This window comes from Paenibacillus plantarum, assembly GCF_013141695.1.
In the GTDB taxonomy this organism is placed as follows: domain Bacteria; phylum Bacillota; class Bacilli; order Paenibacillales; family NBRC-103111; genus Paenibacillus_E; species Paenibacillus_E plantarum.
Genome location: NZ_WHNY01000065.1, coordinates 82,040 through 99,258, shown reverse-complemented (window position 1 = coordinate 99,258; position 17,219 = coordinate 82,040). Strand labels below are relative to the sequence as shown.

Annotated in this window: 17 protein-coding genes; all 17 read left to right on the top strand. The window is 38.7% G+C overall.

Annotation, left to right across the window (positions count from 1 at the left end):
• Positions 1-19 precede the first annotated feature (19 nt).
• Positions 20-589 (top strand): DUF6470 family protein, encoded by a 570-nt coding sequence (locus GC096_RS22305; RefSeq protein ID WP_171633311.1) that lies wholly within the window; start codon positions 20-22, stop codon positions 587-589.
• A 186-nt stretch (positions 590-775) separates the two neighbouring features.
• Positions 776-1,231 carry a flagellar assembly protein FliW gene (gene fliW, locus GC096_RS22300; RefSeq protein WP_171633309.1) on the top strand — a complete coding sequence of 152 codons (456 nt, stop codon included), beginning with the start codon at positions 776-778 and terminating at the stop codon, positions 1,229-1,231.
• A gap of 5 nt (positions 1,232-1,236) precedes the next feature.
• Entirely contained in the window at positions 1,237-1,467 is a 231-nt protein-coding gene (gene csrA, locus GC096_RS22295) for a carbon storage regulator CsrA (protein WP_171633307.1), read from the top strand.
• A gap of 172 nt (positions 1,468-1,639) precedes the next feature.
• Positions 1,640-3,259: a flagellin N-terminal helical domain-containing protein gene (locus tag GC096_RS39135; protein WP_171633306.1), complete on the top strand. Its 1,620-nt coding sequence runs from the start codon at positions 1,640-1,642 to the stop codon at positions 3,257-3,259.
• Between the two features lie 135 nt (positions 3,260-3,394).
• The gene (locus GC096_RS22285) at positions 3,395-3,796 is read left to right on the top strand and encodes a DUF8042 domain-containing protein (protein WP_171633304.1); all 402 of its coding nucleotides are present in this window, start codon (positions 3,395-3,397) and stop codon (positions 3,794-3,796) included.
• The gene (locus GC096_RS22280; protein WP_171633302.1) at positions 3,797-5,653 is read left to right on the top strand and encodes a motility associated factor glycosyltransferase family protein; all 1,857 of its coding nucleotides are present in this window, start codon (positions 3,797-3,799) and stop codon (positions 5,651-5,653) included.
• A gap of 18 nt (positions 5,654-5,671) precedes the next feature.
• Positions 5,672-6,673, top strand: a complete 1,002-nt coding sequence (locus tag GC096_RS22275; protein ID WP_171633301.1) for a UDP-N-acetylglucosamine 4,6-dehydratase family protein — start codon at positions 5,672-5,674, stop codon at positions 6,671-6,673.
• Positions 6,674-6,686: 13 nt separating this feature from the next.
• Positions 6,687-7,622, top strand: a complete 936-nt coding sequence (locus GC096_RS22270; RefSeq protein ID WP_171633299.1) for an ATP-grasp domain-containing protein — start codon at positions 6,687-6,689, stop codon at positions 7,620-7,622.
• A gap of 34 nt (positions 7,623-7,656) precedes the next feature.
• Complete coding sequence (gene rfbF / locus GC096_RS22265; protein ID WP_171633297.1) at positions 7,657-8,427, top strand: glucose-1-phosphate cytidylyltransferase; 771 nt, start codon at positions 7,657-7,659, stop codon at positions 8,425-8,427.
• Positions 8,424-9,488, top strand: coding sequence for a CDP-glucose 4,6-dehydratase (rfbG, locus tag GC096_RS22260; RefSeq protein ID WP_171633296.1), 1,065 nt, complete (start codon positions 8,424-8,426; stop codon positions 9,486-9,488). Before rfbF ends, rfbG begins: the two co-directional genes overlap by 4 nt.
• Before the next feature lie 12 nt (positions 9,489-9,500).
• Positions 9,501-10,733 carry a class I SAM-dependent methyltransferase gene (locus tag GC096_RS22255; RefSeq protein WP_171633294.1) on the top strand — a complete coding sequence of 411 codons (1,233 nt, stop codon included), beginning with the start codon at positions 9,501-9,503 and terminating at the stop codon, positions 10,731-10,733.
• Entirely contained in the window at positions 10,734-11,273 is a 540-nt protein-coding gene (rfbC, locus tag GC096_RS22250; RefSeq protein ID WP_171633432.1) for a dTDP-4-dehydrorhamnose 3,5-epimerase, read from the top strand.
• 12 nt (positions 11,274-11,285) lie between these two features.
• Positions 11,286-12,113: an NAD-dependent epimerase/dehydratase family protein gene (locus GC096_RS22245; protein ID WP_171633293.1), complete on the top strand. Its 828-nt coding sequence runs from the start codon at positions 11,286-11,288 to the stop codon at positions 12,111-12,113.
• On the top strand, positions 12,110-12,877 hold the full coding sequence (locus GC096_RS22240) for a cephalosporin hydroxylase family protein (protein WP_171633291.1): 768 nt from the start codon (positions 12,110-12,112) through the stop codon (positions 12,875-12,877). Before GC096_RS22245 ends, GC096_RS22240 begins: the two co-directional genes overlap by 4 nt.
• Positions 12,878-12,916: 39 nt before the next feature.
• Positions 12,917-14,503 carry a carbamoyltransferase family protein gene (locus tag GC096_RS22235; RefSeq protein ID WP_171633289.1) on the top strand — a complete coding sequence of 529 codons (1,587 nt, stop codon included), beginning with the start codon at positions 12,917-12,919 and terminating at the stop codon, positions 14,501-14,503.
• A 31-nt stretch (positions 14,504-14,534) separates the two neighbouring features.
• The gene (locus tag GC096_RS22230; protein WP_171633288.1) at positions 14,535-15,647 is read left to right on the top strand and encodes a class I SAM-dependent methyltransferase; all 1,113 of its coding nucleotides are present in this window, start codon (positions 14,535-14,537) and stop codon (positions 15,645-15,647) included.
• A 240-nt stretch (positions 15,648-15,887) separates the two neighbouring features.
• A complete protein-coding gene (locus GC096_RS22225) occupies positions 15,888-17,174 on the top strand; it encodes a glycosyltransferase family 2 protein (RefSeq protein WP_171633286.1) in 1,287 nt (428 codons plus the stop codon).
• The last annotated feature ends 45 nt before the right edge of the window (positions 17,175-17,219 follow it).

The following is a 17,219-nucleotide window of genomic DNA, read 5'->3' as shown; positions in this document are numbered from 1 at the left end:
CAATTAGGAGGCGGTTGAAGTGCCAAGTATCCCACAAATACAAATAAGCCAGCAGCCGGCTCTAATTGGAATAGATGCCGACCTCGGAAAGCAAGATATTCGACAGCCTAGAGCTACTTATGAAATGCAAGTTGATCGCCCTAAACAGGACATACAACAGCCTAGGGGAGAGCTAGAGATAGATCAAAGCCGAGCTTGGGACGCCCTTGGTCAAGGGCCGATTCTAACAGCTTTGAGCCGGATCTATTCTCAGTGCTCACAAATTGCTATGCAGGGGATCGCCAGGCGTGTAGAGGATGGCAATAGGATGGCTGCCATTCATCATGGCGGGAATGCAATTGCTGAGATTGCGAAAGACCTTAGTATTAGCCGTCCACAATTCGATTACTACGGTGAAGCAAGTTACGATAACGTTGATATAACGTATACAGCACGCAAAGCTGAAATCAATGTTACGGACGGTAAAATAAATGTTAATGCGCAAGTGAATAAGCCTGAGATTGAGTATAATCGAGGTAAACTTGATATTTACATGAGACAATATCCTAAGGTAGATATCTCGGTGCCACAAATTGATTTCAAAACATAATAGGGTATAATCAGGCTATAGATGATTTCTATAGCCTTTTTTACCACATAAGAAAGTATAATTTTTCGGTTTCCGAAAACAGCTTGATTATTGGTGATATAACCTACCTCTAAACGCGGTCGCTCATCTTCGAATGGCCCCGATAGAGGTTTTCTCATTATTCGTTCAAATGAAGGAGCTAGGTAGATGAAGATAACGACTTTATTTTTCGGAGAGATCGAAGTGCAGGACTCGGATATAGTCACGTTTACACAAGGAGTGCCAGGCTTTGAAGAACTAACTCGGTTTACATTAGTTCAGCCAGCTGATAGTGCTCCTTTCTCATATTTCCAATCCGTACAAGAAGGCGGTCTTACTTTTTTGGTAACAGACCCTTTTCTTTTCTTTAAAGATTATGAGTTAAGTATTCCAGACGCTGTGCAGACTGAATTAAACATTGAGAAGCCAGAGGATGTGCAAGTCTGGTCGGTCGTTACGGTAAATGATGATTTTACGAAAATTACACTTAACCTCCTGGCGCCTATTATATGGAATGTACAAGAGCAGTTAGCCAAGCAGATTATCTTGCACGACTCGGAGTACAACGTCAAACATGAAATCGTGTTAAGCGAAGTAGGCGAACCAACACAAGTGGAGGGGTGAGGAGTATGCTCGTATTGGCCAGGAAAAAAGGAGAATCGATTATGATCGGTGATCAGATCGAGATCGTCGTTCTGGGTAGTGAGGGAGATACGATTCGTGTGGGCATTCGCGCACCAAAACATGTCGAAGTTTTCCGCAAAGAGATCTATCAGAACATACAAGAGTCGAATAAAGAAGCGGTTTCTAATCCAATTAGTCCTTTAAACCTAAGCAAATTAATGAATAAGTCCAAATAAAGCGGAAATGTCGACCTTGGTCGACATTTTTTTGTATTTACCTATAAACTTTCGGAATCGCTAGGACGATATATATAACAACGGGCCTCAAGCTGGGCGGCCGACCCGCTTGTGAGCTCAAAATAAATCCACATGGATGTGGATCAAACGAACCTTCAGGAGGAAGAAACACATGAGAATTAATCACAATATCGCAGCAGCGAACACTCACCGTCAATTGACGGGTAACACAGCAGCAGCAAGCAAATCCCTTGAGAAATTGTCTTCCGGTCTTCGCATCAACCGCGCTGGTGATGATGCAGCTGGTCTAGCAATCTCCGAGAAAATGAGAGCACAAATCCGCGGTTTGGATATGGCTGCTAAGAATGCTCAAGATGGTATCTCCTTGATTCAAACAGCTGAGGGTGCATTGAACGAAACTCACTCCATCCTTCAACGTATGCGCGAATTGTCTGACCAATCCGCAAACGGAACGAACACAAATGACGACCGTGCAGCACTTCAAGAAGAGGTTAAACAGCTTAAATCCGAGATCGACCGTATCGGTAACACAACTGAGTTCAATACTCAAAAGTTGCTGAATGGTAACTTGAAATCTGCTGGCACATCCAACGTAGCTCAAGATTCAACAAATGGAGCGATTGTAGCTAAATTGTCTGGCGGTACTTCAACTTCAGCTGCTGCTATTGAAAATAATAAATCTGCTCTGGCAGCAAGCCAATTTGTAAAAGAAACAATTACTATTGATGGTACTGATATTGATGTAAACTGGCAAGATCTTACAAGTGTTGAAAAAGGTACGCTTAGCGGCATGACAAGCAGCAGTACTTCCCGTAATGCAGCTGCTGAGCTTATTGTAAACAAAATTAATGAAGCTATCGATGCTTCAGGTAAAAGTGTAGCGCATGTTACTGGTTATATTGATACAACAAATGGCAAACTAGTACTAGAAAGTGGAACTAAGGGAACTGATTCTAAAATTGATGTTGCGGCAGCTAATGGTGTGTTGAAAACTGTGATGAACACTGCAGTTAAAAAAGATGGCGATTCCAACTATAACGGTGCAAATATTGCTTCGGGCACTAAGTTTGATATGCATGTTGGTGACATCTTGATGCAAGTGACAACAACAGCAGCTATTAATAACAAAGACAAAATGTCTTCTACTGCTACTCAGTTGCAAACAGACCTCAATGCTGCCATCACCGCATACAACAATACAACTGGGAAATCGTCTGGTCAAGCAGGCTATATTGAGAAAGTAACTGTGAACGCTGATAAAGATGGAAGATTTGTAATCAATAGCGAAAGCGGCCCAGTAAGATTGGATGATCAAGCTGGCGGAACAGCTGTTAAAGATCTTGGATTGAGCCAAGCTCAAACAGAATCCTCTAGTGGTGGCGGTGTGACGTTCCAAATTGGTGCAAACCGTGGACAAACAATTAGCTTTGGCATTGGCGACATGCGTTCTGCAGCTCTTGGTATTTCTTCTGTCGATGTAAGTACTGCGACTAGTGCTTCCAAAGCGTTAGATTCACTTGATTCAGCTATCAAAAACGTATCTTCCCAACGTTCCAAAATGGGTGCTGTTCAAAACCGTTTGGAGCACACAATCAACAACTTGCAAACTGCTTCTGAGAACTTGACAGCAGCTGAATCCCGTATCCGTGACGTGGATATGGCGAAAGAAATGATGGATTTCACAAAATCCAACATCCTTTCCCAAGCAGCTCAAGCAATGTTGGCTCAAGCGAACCAACAACCACAAGGCGTTCTGCAATTGCTTCGTTAATAGTAGTATGGTAATCAAAAAGACTGGGACAATTTTCCCAGTCTTTTTCTTTTTGTTCCCTCTTTATAATTGTTCGACAAAAACCGATAATATTGTATAAGATTACATATACGACATGCATATCGATGGGGTGTAATGATGGAAACTAACAATGTGAGATCACAACTTAACGAGGTCATACTCAGCTTTGAACAATATTTGAATCGCTCATTACCAGTAATTAAAGATCAGGCTGATCGTTTTTATAAATCGCTGGAACATCAGCCATGGAGCGAGCTGCCACAACTAGCTGAAGCATTTTCATGGATCTTTCAAGTTTTTGAGTCGATGACGCAAGCAGGAGCTTCTTCATACGAGGGATGGCATGAAGTTGAGAATGCAATCATCAAGTTTTCTAATGAATTGGAAGGATTATATGAGGCAATTAGTGCTCAGGATTCTGTTGCGATTGGAGATATTTTAAACTATGAAGTTTTACCGATTTTAGAAAAAATACATGGTTTTCTTGTCATCATCGTTGAGCAAGAGGTTACCTAAATGAGGGTTGCAGACAACTATGCTTTACTAAAAGCGAAACACCCCTATTTTGCAAGCAAGATTGGTTTTATTGGGGAAAGTGGGCAAGTACAAGTAGTAGACAGTAAGTCGGGGGATTCTACCCTAGTAGTCGAGCGTTCTGGAACTGCCGAGTATCTACACAGCAAATATAATCCGTTACACGAAGCCGGGAAGTTCATGGAACAGCACCTTCAAGACGCACATAACCATGTACTGTTTTATGGAGTTGGGTTGGGTTACCATATTGATATTTTTGCGCGGCATAATCCTACGATCCCATTTTCGATATATGAACCAGATGTGGATGTATTTCGTGCTTTTCTTTCACATCAAGACATGAAGAGATGGTCGATGCTTAGGCATATTTACGTAGAACTCGATGTTAGCGAATGCAGCAGCTACGTTCAGGACTTTGTTAATCAAACAAGCGGACAAGCAACGATTATTACTCTGCCTAGCTATGAACGAGTCTATGCTGAAGCATTTAGAAGATTTTCAGAGACCATGCAGCATTTTCTTCAGGAAACCCGGAAAATATTCCAGCTTAGACATGCGTTCGAAAAAAAATGGATCATTAATGCTTTGGACAATTTTCCATTTACCATACATGCAGAGCATATATGTAATAAAAAGCAATTATTTGAAGGTAAGCCTGTAATCATTGTAGCTGCAGGACCATCATTAGTTGAAGAAATCGAGAACCTCAAATACATTAAAGCGCAGAAATCTGCGTATATCTTCGCTGTTGGTTCAGCGATTACATCTTTATTACACCATGGTATTATACCTGACGGTGCTTGCACCTATGATCCACATTTTCACAATGTGAATGTCTTCAAGAAAGTAATTGATGAGGAGATTACATGCATTCCACTTATTTATGGGTCGACTGTAGGTGCTGGAACGCTGAAGGATTATCCTGGACCGTTAGTGTCTCTTTTTACAGATAAGGATCCCATAGTGGGTATGCTATTAAAAAAGGAAAATGAAAAAACGTTTGAGCAACTTGAAGATGCTCCATCAATTGCAATAATAGCTCTGCAGTTATTTTCTGAAATGCATTGTAATCCCATTGTTTTGGTCGGTCAAAATCTTGGTTACCGTAATAATAGCTACTATGCGAGTGGTCTTGAAAACACCAGAGTACTTGTACAAAGTGATCTAGACGCTTCTTTCCAAGTGGAAGATGTTTCTGGAAACATGATTCAAACTGACTGGTCATTTAACACAATGAGACTTGAGATGGAGTTCCATCTGACAAAGTACACCGATAGAACCGTTATTAATACAACTCAAGGGGGTGCCAAGATTCAAGGGACCCAATTTATGGATTTAAGCGATGTCATGAAGGTATATTTGAATGATGAGGTTGTAGATTCGAACTGGTATGTCAATGAAGGGCTAGGATACGATCTGAATTATTTAAGGGAGCAATCCAAGTTCTTGGAAGAGAAGCGTGAGCTCTTTGTTAAGCAGATTGATGAAGTTATTGGGATTTTTAATGATATGAATCGTAGTGTTAATCAAAAGAACGCTAAAAAAGCTTTCAAACTGACGCAAAAGTTTGACACTGCGTTTGAGTCTTTTCAAAAAAATGAATTTTACAAGACGATTCTTAAACCAATGAATATGCTGCAGCTTGAGTGGCTTACGAAGCAATTTGATACAATAAAGTATGAGTCGGACATGCTAGTAAAAACAAAGAAGGTTGTCGAGAAAGTTGGGAAGTTTGTCTACGATATACGGAACGATTTGCAGATGATAACTCCACTTTACATGAACATGCAAAAAGCTGTACAGATTGCCCTGAACCAAGAAAAACCGATGAATAATTAGACAGGGGCCGTATTTCAAATGTATACGAACAAAAAAGTGTTAATTACAGGTGGTACGGGCACAATAGGGCGGCACTTACTGAAAGCAATCTTGACCTACAACCCTTCAGTGGTTCGCATTTATAGTAGAGATGAACATAAACAGTATGAAATGCAGCAGGAGTTTAGTGAGAATACAAATATTCGTTACTTGATTGGGGATATTCGTGACGATCAGAGGCTGCTAAGAGCAATGGAAGATATCGATTATGTATTTCATCTTGCAGCTATGAAGCATGTTCCGGCCTGTGAATACAATCCGTTCGAAGCGGTAAAGACAAATGTATTGGGCACTCAAAATGTGATACAAGCAGCTATAGCTGCAAAGGTAAAGAAGGTGCTGTTCACAAGCACGGATAAAGCGATATCTCCGACGAATACGTATGGAGCAACCAAGCTTACATCCGAAAGATTAATCTCCGCCGCGGAGTATCAAAAGGGTCCAAAACAAACTATTTTCTCTTCAGTTCGATTTGGAAATGTCATGAGTTCTCGTGGTTCTGTGATCCCACTTTTTAAACAACAAATTTTAGAGAATCGATATGTCACTGTAACAAATTTGGACATGAAGCGGTACATGATGACTCCTACTCAAGCAATTTCTTTAATGCTTAAAGCGAATGAAATGGCTAGAGGCGGGGAAGTTTTTGTTCTGAAAATGCCAGTGATTCGCTTATCAGACCTCGCTGAAGTAATGGTCGAGAAAGTGACCAACAAATACCAAATCAAAGAGATAGTTCAAATCAAGGAGATAGGTCTTAGACCAGGGGAAAAGATGTATGAAGAATTGATGTCGGATGATGAGGTGTACACTTCCTACGAAACACCGGATATGTATATCATACCATCACACTTTTCGAACCATGACCAACAGGAGTACCCAAATGCGGTAAGAACGACGGTTAAGCCATCGGTAGATAACGATCCGTTCATTAGTCAAGAGGTTCTAGGGGATTGGATTATGTCTAATAGACTTATCTAGTGGGAGAGTTCCTATGAAAACAGTGTTATTTACAGCAATAGGCCGAAGAGTGCAGTTAATAAAGCATTTTACAAACGCGGGTGTCAGAGTAGTTGGTACAGACTTGAACCCTGATTATGCTCCGGCAAGTGACTTTGTAAGTTGTGTTTATCAACTTCCGCGCTTCGATGATCCAGATTATATTGATCGGTTATTGGAAATCTGTCGCGCAGAACGAGTGAGCATTGTTATTCCGCTTTTTGAACCCGAGCTAATGCTACTAGCTAAGCAGAACCATAAATTCGAAGCTGAGGGTATCGACATCCTCGTTTCCGGTTTAGAGACACTTCGTGTTTGTTTAGATAAGTATCACATGTATCAATTTTTTATAAATCATCAGATTTCGACGCCGGAGACGTATTTACCAGAGCAGTTTGCTGAAAAGAGTGATAACTGGGTTGTTAAGCCGAGAAGAGGAATGGCAAGCAAGGATGTGCACTTTATCGATCTTGAAAAAAACAATGCTAGTGAGTGGATACAAAGGGTATCATCTCCGATTGTTCAAAGATTTATTTCGGGTAAAGAATACACGATAGATGCTTATGTAGACAAGCAAGGCAAGGTTAGATCCGTTGTGCCGCGTGTAAGGTTGGAAGTAAGGGCTGGGGAGGTAAGTAAAACGGTGACAAGGAAAAATGATGCGATTATTCGCGCATCTAACGATGTTTTGCGACAACTTCCCTTCTATGGTCCAGTCACGCTTCAAGGAATTATTGAGGATCATACAAACCGCTTTTACTTTACCGAAATTAATCCGAGATTTGGTGGAGGGGTCCCCTTAACCATTCAAGCGGGAATTCCTTACGCCGAGCTAATATTACAAAAAACATCAAGCTTTCCTGAGCTACTGCCTTTTCAAGAAGATCTCGTTATGCTTCGTTATGAGGAAGCGGTGTTCCGCAAGGAGTAGCATTGATTAGAATTATAGGTAAGGGAGGGAACATATGAAAGCAGTTATTCTTGCGGGAGGACTAGGCACCCGAATCAGTGAAGAAACGCATCTAAAACCGAAGCCGATGATTGAGATTGGCGGGAAGCCTGTATTATGGCATATTATGAAAATTTACTCCCATTATGGAATTAATGAGTTTATTATCTGTCTAGGATATAAAGGATATATGGTTAAGGAGTATTTCGCTAACTACTTTCTCCATATGTCGGATGTGACTTTTGATTTGCTGAAGAATACCATGGAAGTTCATCAGAACAACGCGGAAAATTGGAAAGTAACGCTAGTTGATACAGGTGAACACACAATGACTGGCGGTAGATTAAAAAGGGTGCAAAAATATATTGGCGACGAGACGTTTTGTTTTACCTATGGAGATGGGGTAAGTGATGTTAACATTGCGGAAGTTATCCAATTTCATAAAGAGCAAAAAACAATAGCTACCGTTACAGCAGTTCAACCTGCAGGGCGATTTGGGGCACTAGATATGAATCACAATTTAGTAACCTCATTTGAGGAAAAGCCTCAGGGAGATGGTGCGTGGGTAAATGGCGGTTTTTTTGTACTTGAGCCTAAAGCTTTAAATTACATACAAGATGATGAGACAATTTGGGAACAAGCGCCGATTGAGAACTTAGCTAAAGATTCACAGTTATCAGCTTATCGCCACCATCATTTTTGGCAGCCAATGGATACGCTTAGAGACAGGGTTAAGCTTGAGGAGTTATGGGAATCTGGTAAAGCACCGTGGAAGGTATGGTCATGAAACAAACGTTCTGGCAAGGTAAGAAAGTGCTCATTACTGGAAATACTGGATTTAAAGGAAGTTGGTTGTCTTTGTGGCTAACGAAATTGGGTGCTGAAGTAGCTGGTTATTCATTGCAGCCAAATACGGACCCTAATCTATTCAATTTACTTGGGTTAGAGAAAAGATATCCGACGACGTATGGAGATATCAGAGATACTGAGTGTTTGAAAACAGCTATGAACGATCATCAACCGGATATTGTATTGCACCTTGCAGCACAAGCATTGGTTCGGCCTTCCTACGCTGATCCAGTAACTACGTTTTCAACAAACATTATGGGAACTGTATCAGTCTTAGAAGCTGTTCGACAACAAGAAAGTGTAAAAGTCTTTATTAACGTGACTAGTGATAAATGCTATGACAATAAAGAATGGATTTGGCCCTATAGAGAATCGGATTCTATGGGTGGTTATGATCCATACAGTGCGAGTAAAGGTTGCTCTGAATTAGTAACATCTGCTTATATTAATTCGTTTTTCAGTGCTAGAGAGATTACGATTGCTTCTGCGAGAGCGGGGAATGTTGTTGGCGGTGGTGATTGGTCAGTCGATCGTTTAGTCCCTGATATTCTAGGCGCTTTATCCGAGAGCAGAGATATTGTTCTGAGAAATCCGCATGCGATTCGTCCTTGGCAGCATGTACTTGAACCAATAGCTGGTTACATCCTTTTGGCAGAAGCGCTATGGGACAATAAAGATTTATCAGGCGGCTGGAATTTTGGGCCTTCCTATTCAGGGGAAATGACAGTGAATGACCTAGCCTTCAAAATGGTATCATTTTGGGGCGGGGATCAAACTCATGTACTACATGATACTGGTGAAACATTTCACGAAGCTTCAATACTAAGATTGGACAGCACCAAAGCACGCAGCATGCTAAATTGGAAATCGCGGCTTTCGACTGATGAAACAATAGCGTGGATTGTAGAATGGACTCGTGCGTTTCATCGTGAAGAAAACATGCTTCGAGTAACTCTAGAGCAAATTGAGAAATATGAGAAACTAAGTGCTCATAGCTAAGGAGCAAATCCTATGAATGATAGAAAATGTCGATTTTGTAATGCAGAATTAACCCAGTCTTGTGTCAATCTAGGAATGACACCGTTGTCCAATTCTTATTTACATAAGGATGCGTTAAATAAAAAAGAGAATTACTATCCTTTACATGCTTATGTTTGCGGGGAATGCTTTTTAGTCCAGTTGGAGAAGTTTGAATCTGCTGAGCATATTTTTAGTGAATATGCTTATTTTAGTTCATACTCAGACAGCTGGCTTGAGCATGCAAGGCATTATGTAGATGATATTACATCTAAATACCCAATAACAAGTAATTCACTGGTTGTTGAAATTGCTAGTAATGATGGGTATCTGCTGCAATATTTTAAGGAAAAGAATATCCCTGTTCTAGGAGTTGAACCAGCAGCGAATGTTGCCAAAGTTGCTCAAGAGAAGGGGATTCCTACGTACGTTGATTTTTTTGGGAGGAAGACAGCAGCTGAGCTGGCATTAAAGGATAAAAAAGCTGACTTGCTGATTGGTAACAATGTTCTGGCTCATGTACCGGATCTTCACGATTTCGTGGGAGGAATGACACTAGCGCTTAAAGCAAATGGCATCATCACCATGGAGTTCCCGTATCTTCTTCGCCTTATGTCGGAGAATCAATTCGATACTATCTATCATGAGCACTTTTCCTACTTTTCGCTGGTAACCGTTATGAAGATCTTTGCCTCAAAAAAATTAACTGTGTTCGATGTTCAAGAGTTACCTACACACGGAGGCTCTATTCGCATTTATGCTCAACATGAGGATTTCGGGAAGCATCCGAGTAGCCGCAGGGTCGACGACTTGTTGAAGAAAGAAGAGGCTTTCGGTATGTATGAACTTTCTACATATACAGCTTTTGCAGAGAAAGTGAAGGCGACTAAGCGTGCAATTCTTGAATTTTTCACCAAAGCTAAGAATGAAGGCAAGACCATTGTTGGATATGGCGCTCCTGCAAAAGGAAACACGCTTTTAAACTATTGCGGAGTAGGTGTCGATTTTATCGATTATACTGTGGATCGCAGTCCTCATAAGCAAGGATTGTTCCTGCCAGGGACACATATTCCGATCTACGACCCTAATAAAATAACGGAGACTAAGCCGGATTATGTCTTCATCTTGCCGTGGAATCTCAAGGATGAAATTAGTAAGCAGATGAAACACATTTATGATTGGGGAGGACGGTTTGTCGTGCCGATTCCTGAAGTGGAGGTGTTTTAACTGCTATTTACCGAAACTAAACTAAAGAATGCATATATCATCGAATTGGACAAGATAGAGGATGAACGAGGCTTCTTTGCCAGGTCGTGGTGCCGCGATGAGTTTGAGCAACGGAGAATGAATCCGAATCTTGTTCAGTGTAATATTTCGTATAACAAGAAAAAAGGGACGTTAAGAGGTATGCATTATCAGTGCGCTCCTCACGAGGAAGCTAAGTTGGTGAGATGCACTAGAGGTGCCATCTACGATGTCATTGTGGATTTACGACCAGAGTCGGAGACATATAAGAAGTGGATTTCAGTTGAGTTAACCGCGGACAATAGAACAATGTTGTATATTCCAGAGGGATTTGCTCATGGATTTCAGACGCTTCAGGATGAAACGGAAGTGTTTTATCAGATGAGTGAGTCCTATGAACCGAAATGTGCGAGAGGTGTGCGGTGGGATGATCCGGCTTTTGGGATTGCGTGGCCTGAGGGAAATAATATTATTATATCAGACAAAGATGCTATGTTCGAGACACTAAACACAAAAAAATGAAGCGAGGGAATAATGAATCATTTTACAGTCTTGGGCGCTGGTGGCTTTGTGGGTTCTCACCTCGTTAATTATTTGAAGAAGCATCAAATGAATTATACCGCTCCTGGGAGAGACGATTTATCGATATATAGTAGACACTTAGGACATGTTATTTATTGTATTGGTTTAACGGCAGATTTTAGGGAACGTCCTTTTGACACTGTAGAGGCACATGTTTGTTTATTAAAGGAAATTTTAAGTGAATGTAGCTTTGATTCTTTCCTCTACCTATCATCTACACGGATATATAGCGGTCAAAAACGGACATGTGAACAAGCGGATTTAGTAGTTAATCCATTAAATCCAAGTGATCTTTATAACATATCTAAATTGATGGGTGAATCTATCTGCTTCTCTAAACAAAGCCCCACAGTTCGAGTCGCTAGAATTTCTAATGTGATAGGTAATGACTTTAACTCGAATAATTTTATTAATTCTCTAATAAAAGACGCTGTTGAAAAAAAATATATTTTATTAAATACAACAATGGAGTCCGAAAAAGATTATATTGATATTCAGGATGTAGTTAAGCTTTTGCCTGAAATATCAATCGGCGGAAAACATCGAATATATAACGTTGCCAGTGGAATAAACACTACTAATGTATTCATTATAAATAAAATAAAACAGGTTACTGGCTGCTTAGTAGAAGTAGCTCATGACCCTGTCACTCGAATCGATATAAGTATTGATATTCAAAGACTTCAAAATGAGTTTTTGTATTCTCCGACAAATTTAGATAATACTATAGAGACTTTAACAAACAGTTATATTTCCAAAGTAAGGGGATTGATTACATGATCATAACAATTGATACAGAGCAAGGGAAAGTTTTAGTTGAAAATGAAACGGGTAAAAAGGCATACGATATCGGCTCATCGGAAGCTTTCTCTTATATCTCCCAAACGTGGTTGCGTAGTGGCTGGGATAATAAATATGTATATGGCTTTTCGTGGTTAGGAAGACCTATCATTCAGCTGCCAGAAGATATGATTCGGATTCAAGAACTTATCTACTCGATAAAACCTGATGTCATTATAGAAACAGGTGTAGCACATGGTGGTTCTTGCATCTTCTATGCTGGATTATGCAAAGCAATTGGCAAGGGTAGAGTAGTTGGAATTGATGTGGAAATAAGACCCCATAATCGCAAAGCAATTGAGGAACATCAGATGTTCGAATATATAACGCTGATTGAAGGGAATTCAGTAGATTCTACAATCGTTCAGGAAGTACATTCCTTGGTTGATAAAGGAGAAACGGTACTACTCATTTTAGATTCTAATCATACAAAAGATCATGTTACAAAAGAACTAGAAGCATATTCAAGTTTGGTTTCCGTAAACTCCTATGCAGTTGTATGTGATGGAATAATGAGCTCACTAGTAGGAGCCCCGCGTTCTGAGGAAGATTGGGTATGGAATAATCCTAAAGCCGCAGCAGAGAAGTTTGTTGAAAGAGATCTCCGCTTTGTATTAGAAGAGCCTGTATTTCCATTTAATGAAGGTAACATTAAAGAGAGAGTAACCTACTGGCCGAGTGCTTATTTAAAAAGATTAAATTAAAGCATGAGTAAAGTATTTTAACAGCGGGAGTGGAGTATATTGATTATTCTTGGTATTCATAAAGATCCTTGGCACAATACAGGTGCTGCGATCATAAAAGAAGTAGACAATGAAGTGCAATTTGCGTTTATCAGTGAAGAAAGATTAAACAGGGAAAAGGACTCCAGGGTATTTCCGATAAAATCCATTCTTGCATGTATGAAGCAATTAAACATTAACTCAAAGGATGAGATTGATTTAATTGTTATGGATCATATTGAAGATATTGACTGGAGAAAAGATAATAAAACAAGAGAAGTAATTGTAAATGATTTTTTTAAAGACATAAATGAAGAGAAAATAAAAATAATTAATCATCATCTCGCCCATGCTTGTTCTACTTTTTTTTCCTCATCATTTGATGAGGCGGCGGTATTAATTGTTGATGGTAGAGGGACTATGAAAGAAACTCAAAGTCTTTTCTATGCTTCCACTAAGGATAATCAAATTAATTTATTGGACTCAACCGACAAGGTGGGAATAGGGCTATTGTATTCTACTGTTTCTCAAAAAATAGGTTTTGGCAAAATGCAAGAAGGAAAGACAATGGGCTTAGCACCATATGGTCGGGATAACAACAAAAGAATATTTAATTTTCCTAAAGAGTTTGTTGGAGTTGTCACGGACTATTCTAATGTTGTTAGTGAGGGTACGTATACTTTAACTGCCGAATATGACAAGGAAATTAGCGGTTGGGACGATGTGGCAACAGCGGCTTATGAGGTCCAAGAAGAATGTGAAGCCGCCTTCCTTCATTTGGCAAAGTATGCAAAAGAAAAAACGAAATCAGATTTCCTTTGTTTATCAGGTGGGGTAGCGTTAAACTCTGTGTCAAATGATAAGGTTCTAAAAAGTGGTTTGTTTAATGACATATTTATAAATCCAGCGTGTTCAGACACAGGTATCCCATTAGGATGTGCTTTATATGGGTACCATATTGCTAAAGGGAGACCTAAAAGTTACAGTACAATAAATCCTTATATGGGACCAGAATATAGTGTAGAAGATATTAATAAAGCTATTAGTTCATTTACAGGTTTTAGTATTTACGAAAGGAATGCGATAGAAAAATTAACTGAAATGCTGATCGACAATAAAATAATTGCACGTCACTATGGCAGATCTGAAATGGGACCTAGAGCATTAGGTAACCGTTCAATTTTAATGAATCCTACAATTGAAGAAAATAAAGATGTTCTTAATGAAAGGGTTAAACATAGAGAGTCGTTCAGACCCTTTGCTCCAGCAATACTTGAGGAGTTTACTTGTGATTACTTTGATCTTGACAGACAAAGTCCGTATATGTTGCTGGTTCCGAATGTAAACGAAGACAAAAGACAAGTGATACCTGCAGTTACACATGTGGATGGTACAGCACGCGTACAAACATTGACCAAGGAACGAAACGGTGCTTTTTATGATTTAGTTGAATCGTTTTATAAAATCAGTGGAGTCCCCGTATTGTTGAATACATCTTTTAATGTAGCAGGAGAACCGATTGTAGAAACTCCTGAGGATGCTATTAGATGCTTCTTGAGTACAAATATTGATGCTTTACTCATAGGGGAAATCTTATTAATAAAATAAATCATTGACTTTTGAAAGTGGAGGTACAAACGTGAGTGTAGATAGAATAAATGAGTATGCAAACAGTATGTTTATCAATGAAAAGTTACACGAGAAATGGATTCAATCATGTGCAGATTATATAGTAGAGATTTGTGGAGAACTGATTCAAGATAAAGTGGTAATAGATTATGCATTCGGTCGGGGAAATTGGTCTCTTGCATTCTTAAGAGCAGGGGCTAAAAGGGTTATATCAGTTGATGCTTCTTCAGATAACGTTAGACGCTTCAATGATTATTGTATAAATTTGAATATCAAAAATATTGAAATTATTCATGGGAATATTCTTGAAGAAGAATTAAATCTCCAAGCAGATTTTATTTGGTTATATGGAATATTGCCTTGCATAAAAGAATTTGATACCTTTATTGGGAAAATCAAACAGTGTTTAATGAACGAAGATGCCTTTATTTATGTGTATTCGTATAATGCAAAGAGTCTTAGGGAATTTACGGTTGATACTTGTCGTAATGTGTTAATTTATGAAAATTATAAAGAATTTACGGATGATAGTGATTTGTTTATTAGACACGCAAGGTTACGTGCTAGAGACGATTTGACAGCCCCACATGTAAGGTGGGATACCTCGGAGACTTTAATAAATGATCTTAATAAGAACGGGTTATATGCTGTTAGGCAAGATAAGGATTTTTACGAATATTTAACTGGTGTCTATAATGAAGAGTTTTATCCCTACCAGTATCTATGTAAAGTTAATCCACCAAATAAAATAGAAACTATAGAAAATTCCAACTCATACGTGCAAGAGATTAATTTATTATATCAATTAGCTGATCAAGTATTTTCTTATTCCTATTCTGAATCAGAAAGGAAAAAAATCGCCATAGGCTTATTTAATACTCATTTCGCATACCTTGATGATAATAAGTCTATTAATAAATGTATTATTGAGTTGTTTTTATATCTAATGCAGATAGTATTCAGAATGGGAAATAAATATGAAGTAAAAGGATCGAGTAACATAACAATGTACATAGAACTTTTTAAATTATCTGTCTCTGGATCACCAAGAAGTGATTATTATGATTTAATTTCTAATAATATTATTAGTAAATATTTGATCGAAAACACTGTGCGGATATAAAAGATGATGACGATTGTATTCAACTAGAAATGCCTGCTTTGTATCGAACTGGCTGGGTTACGCAAGACGCGAACGACAATGAATGCCTCCGGAGCCTTGGTTCTGTAACGTTGCAGAACAGGACCCATAAATCTTACAACCTGACGAGACGTGTACACGTTGCCAGCTCGAAGGCGGTCACTCGTGATGAAAGTTTAGCAAGGTACTTTAATTTAAATATCTAAGCTAGGTGGTTGGAATATGAACAGTTATGCAAATTGTCCACTAATTAGCGTTGGATTGCCTGTGTATAACGGAGAAAAGTATTTACAATTGGCATTAGAATCACTGCTGTCTCAGGAGTATAGAAATATTGAAATAATAATTTCAGACAATGCCTCAACCGATGCAACTGGTGATATTTGTATGAATTTTGTTGCCCAAGATAGTAGAATTAAATACTCAAAAGAAGAAGTAAACAAAGGAATTGCTTATAATTTCCAGAGGGTCTTTGATTTATCAAAGGGGAAATATTTCATGTGGGCAGCGCATGATGATCTTTTTGATAAAACATTTATTGCTAAGTGTGTTCAAAAATTAGAGGAGTCACCTGATGCTCTTCTTTGTCTAAGTGACCTTATTTTCATAGATGAAGATGGTAAATGTTCAACAACAACATATATTACACCAGAGACAGTGGGAAAAACGATCTTACAAAGCGCTGACCACATTTTTAATAATTTTGGATGGTATGATACATATGGGTTATATAGATTAGAAACAATCAAAGATCGCAAAGTTGACTTATCTCGTTTTGGTGCAGACGTATCTTTTACATTAGAAATCATGCTGCGTGGTGATATTGTCAAAGTAAATGAGCCGCTTTTTTACTATAGAACATCAAATAAGAGTTTTGAAGAATTTTTAATGAATTATGATAAACCAACCGTTTCTGAAATAAAAACTCCTTATAGTAATCTTGCAAGGGATTTAATTGAAGTCATTAAGTTTTCCCGTATAGATCATAATTCAAAAGATCAACTTATTCGTAATTTTATAGATATATTGACTCATCAAAATGAGGAATGGAAAAATCTAATCATTAAAGAATATCTCCCCCCCCTTTCTGTAGTTAGTCTAGAACAACAAATAGCGTTAATTGAAAGTATTGTATTAAATTATGTTGATGAAGGAATTTTGAGGGAAGATATTAATACTTTATTGCAAGGCAATCACATACAAAGCTTGTCCCAAGGTAGGCCTATATATGTTTGGGGTGGCGGAAGTGCTGGACAAAGAGTAGCGGAATTGATGATGCAACGCAAAATTGAAATTGAAGGTTTTATTGATTCTAACTCGCTGAAGTGGGAAAAGCGGTTGTTAGATAAGAAAATACTTAGTCCAGAAGTGGTACTGGAGAGTAACTGTGAATTATCAAAAAGAGCATTTATAGTAATTGGCTCTTCCTATTCTAAAGAAATTAGAGCCTCTTTAAATACTCGCGGATATGTGGAAACGACTGATTTTGTTGAAGTTATTTTAAATTAAAAAAAGGTTTGTAATAGCTTATTTTAGTAACATAATTGGGGGATA

What these genes read in the sequence shown, in the direction of transcription:
- GC096_RS22270 (WP_171633299.1), top strand. Translation starts at nt 6,687, where the DNA reads ATGAAAACAGTGTTATTTACAGCAATAGGCCGAAGAGTGCAGTTAATA.
- GC096_RS22240 (WP_171633291.1), top strand. Translation starts at nt 12,110, where the DNA reads ATGATCATAACAATTGATACAGAGCAAGGGAAAGTTTTAGTTGAAAAT.
- csrA (WP_171633307.1), top strand. Translation starts at nt 1,237, where the DNA reads ATGCTCGTATTGGCCAGGAAAAAAGGAGAATCGATTATGATCGGTGAT.
- GC096_RS22280 (WP_171633302.1), top strand. Translation starts at nt 3,797, where the DNA reads ATGAGGGTTGCAGACAACTATGCTTTACTAAAAGCGAAACACCCCTAT.
- fliW (WP_171633309.1), top strand. Translation starts at nt 776, where the DNA reads ATGAAGATAACGACTTTATTTTTCGGAGAGATCGAAGTGCAGGACTCG.
- GC096_RS22225 (WP_171633286.1), top strand. Translation starts at nt 15,888, where the DNA reads ATGAACAGTTATGCAAATTGTCCACTAATTAGCGTTGGATTGCCTGTG.
- GC096_RS22275 (WP_171633301.1), top strand. Translation starts at nt 5,672, where the DNA reads ATGTATACGAACAAAAAAGTGTTAATTACAGGTGGTACGGGCACAATA.
- GC096_RS22245 (WP_171633293.1), top strand. Translation starts at nt 11,286, where the DNA reads ATGAATCATTTTACAGTCTTGGGCGCTGGTGGCTTTGTGGGTTCTCAC.
- GC096_RS22285 (WP_171633304.1), top strand. Translation starts at nt 3,395, where the DNA reads ATGATGGAAACTAACAATGTGAGATCACAACTTAACGAGGTCATACTC.
- GC096_RS39135 (WP_171633306.1), top strand. Translation starts at nt 1,640, where the DNA reads ATGAGAATTAATCACAATATCGCAGCAGCGAACACTCACCGTCAATTG.
- rfbG (WP_171633296.1), top strand. Translation starts at nt 8,424, where the DNA reads ATGAAACAAACGTTCTGGCAAGGTAAGAAAGTGCTCATTACTGGAAAT.
- GC096_RS22255 (WP_171633294.1), top strand. Translation starts at nt 9,501, where the DNA reads ATGAATGATAGAAAATGTCGATTTTGTAATGCAGAATTAACCCAGTCT.
- rfbF (WP_171633297.1), top strand. Translation starts at nt 7,657, where the DNA reads ATGAAAGCAGTTATTCTTGCGGGAGGACTAGGCACCCGAATCAGTGAA.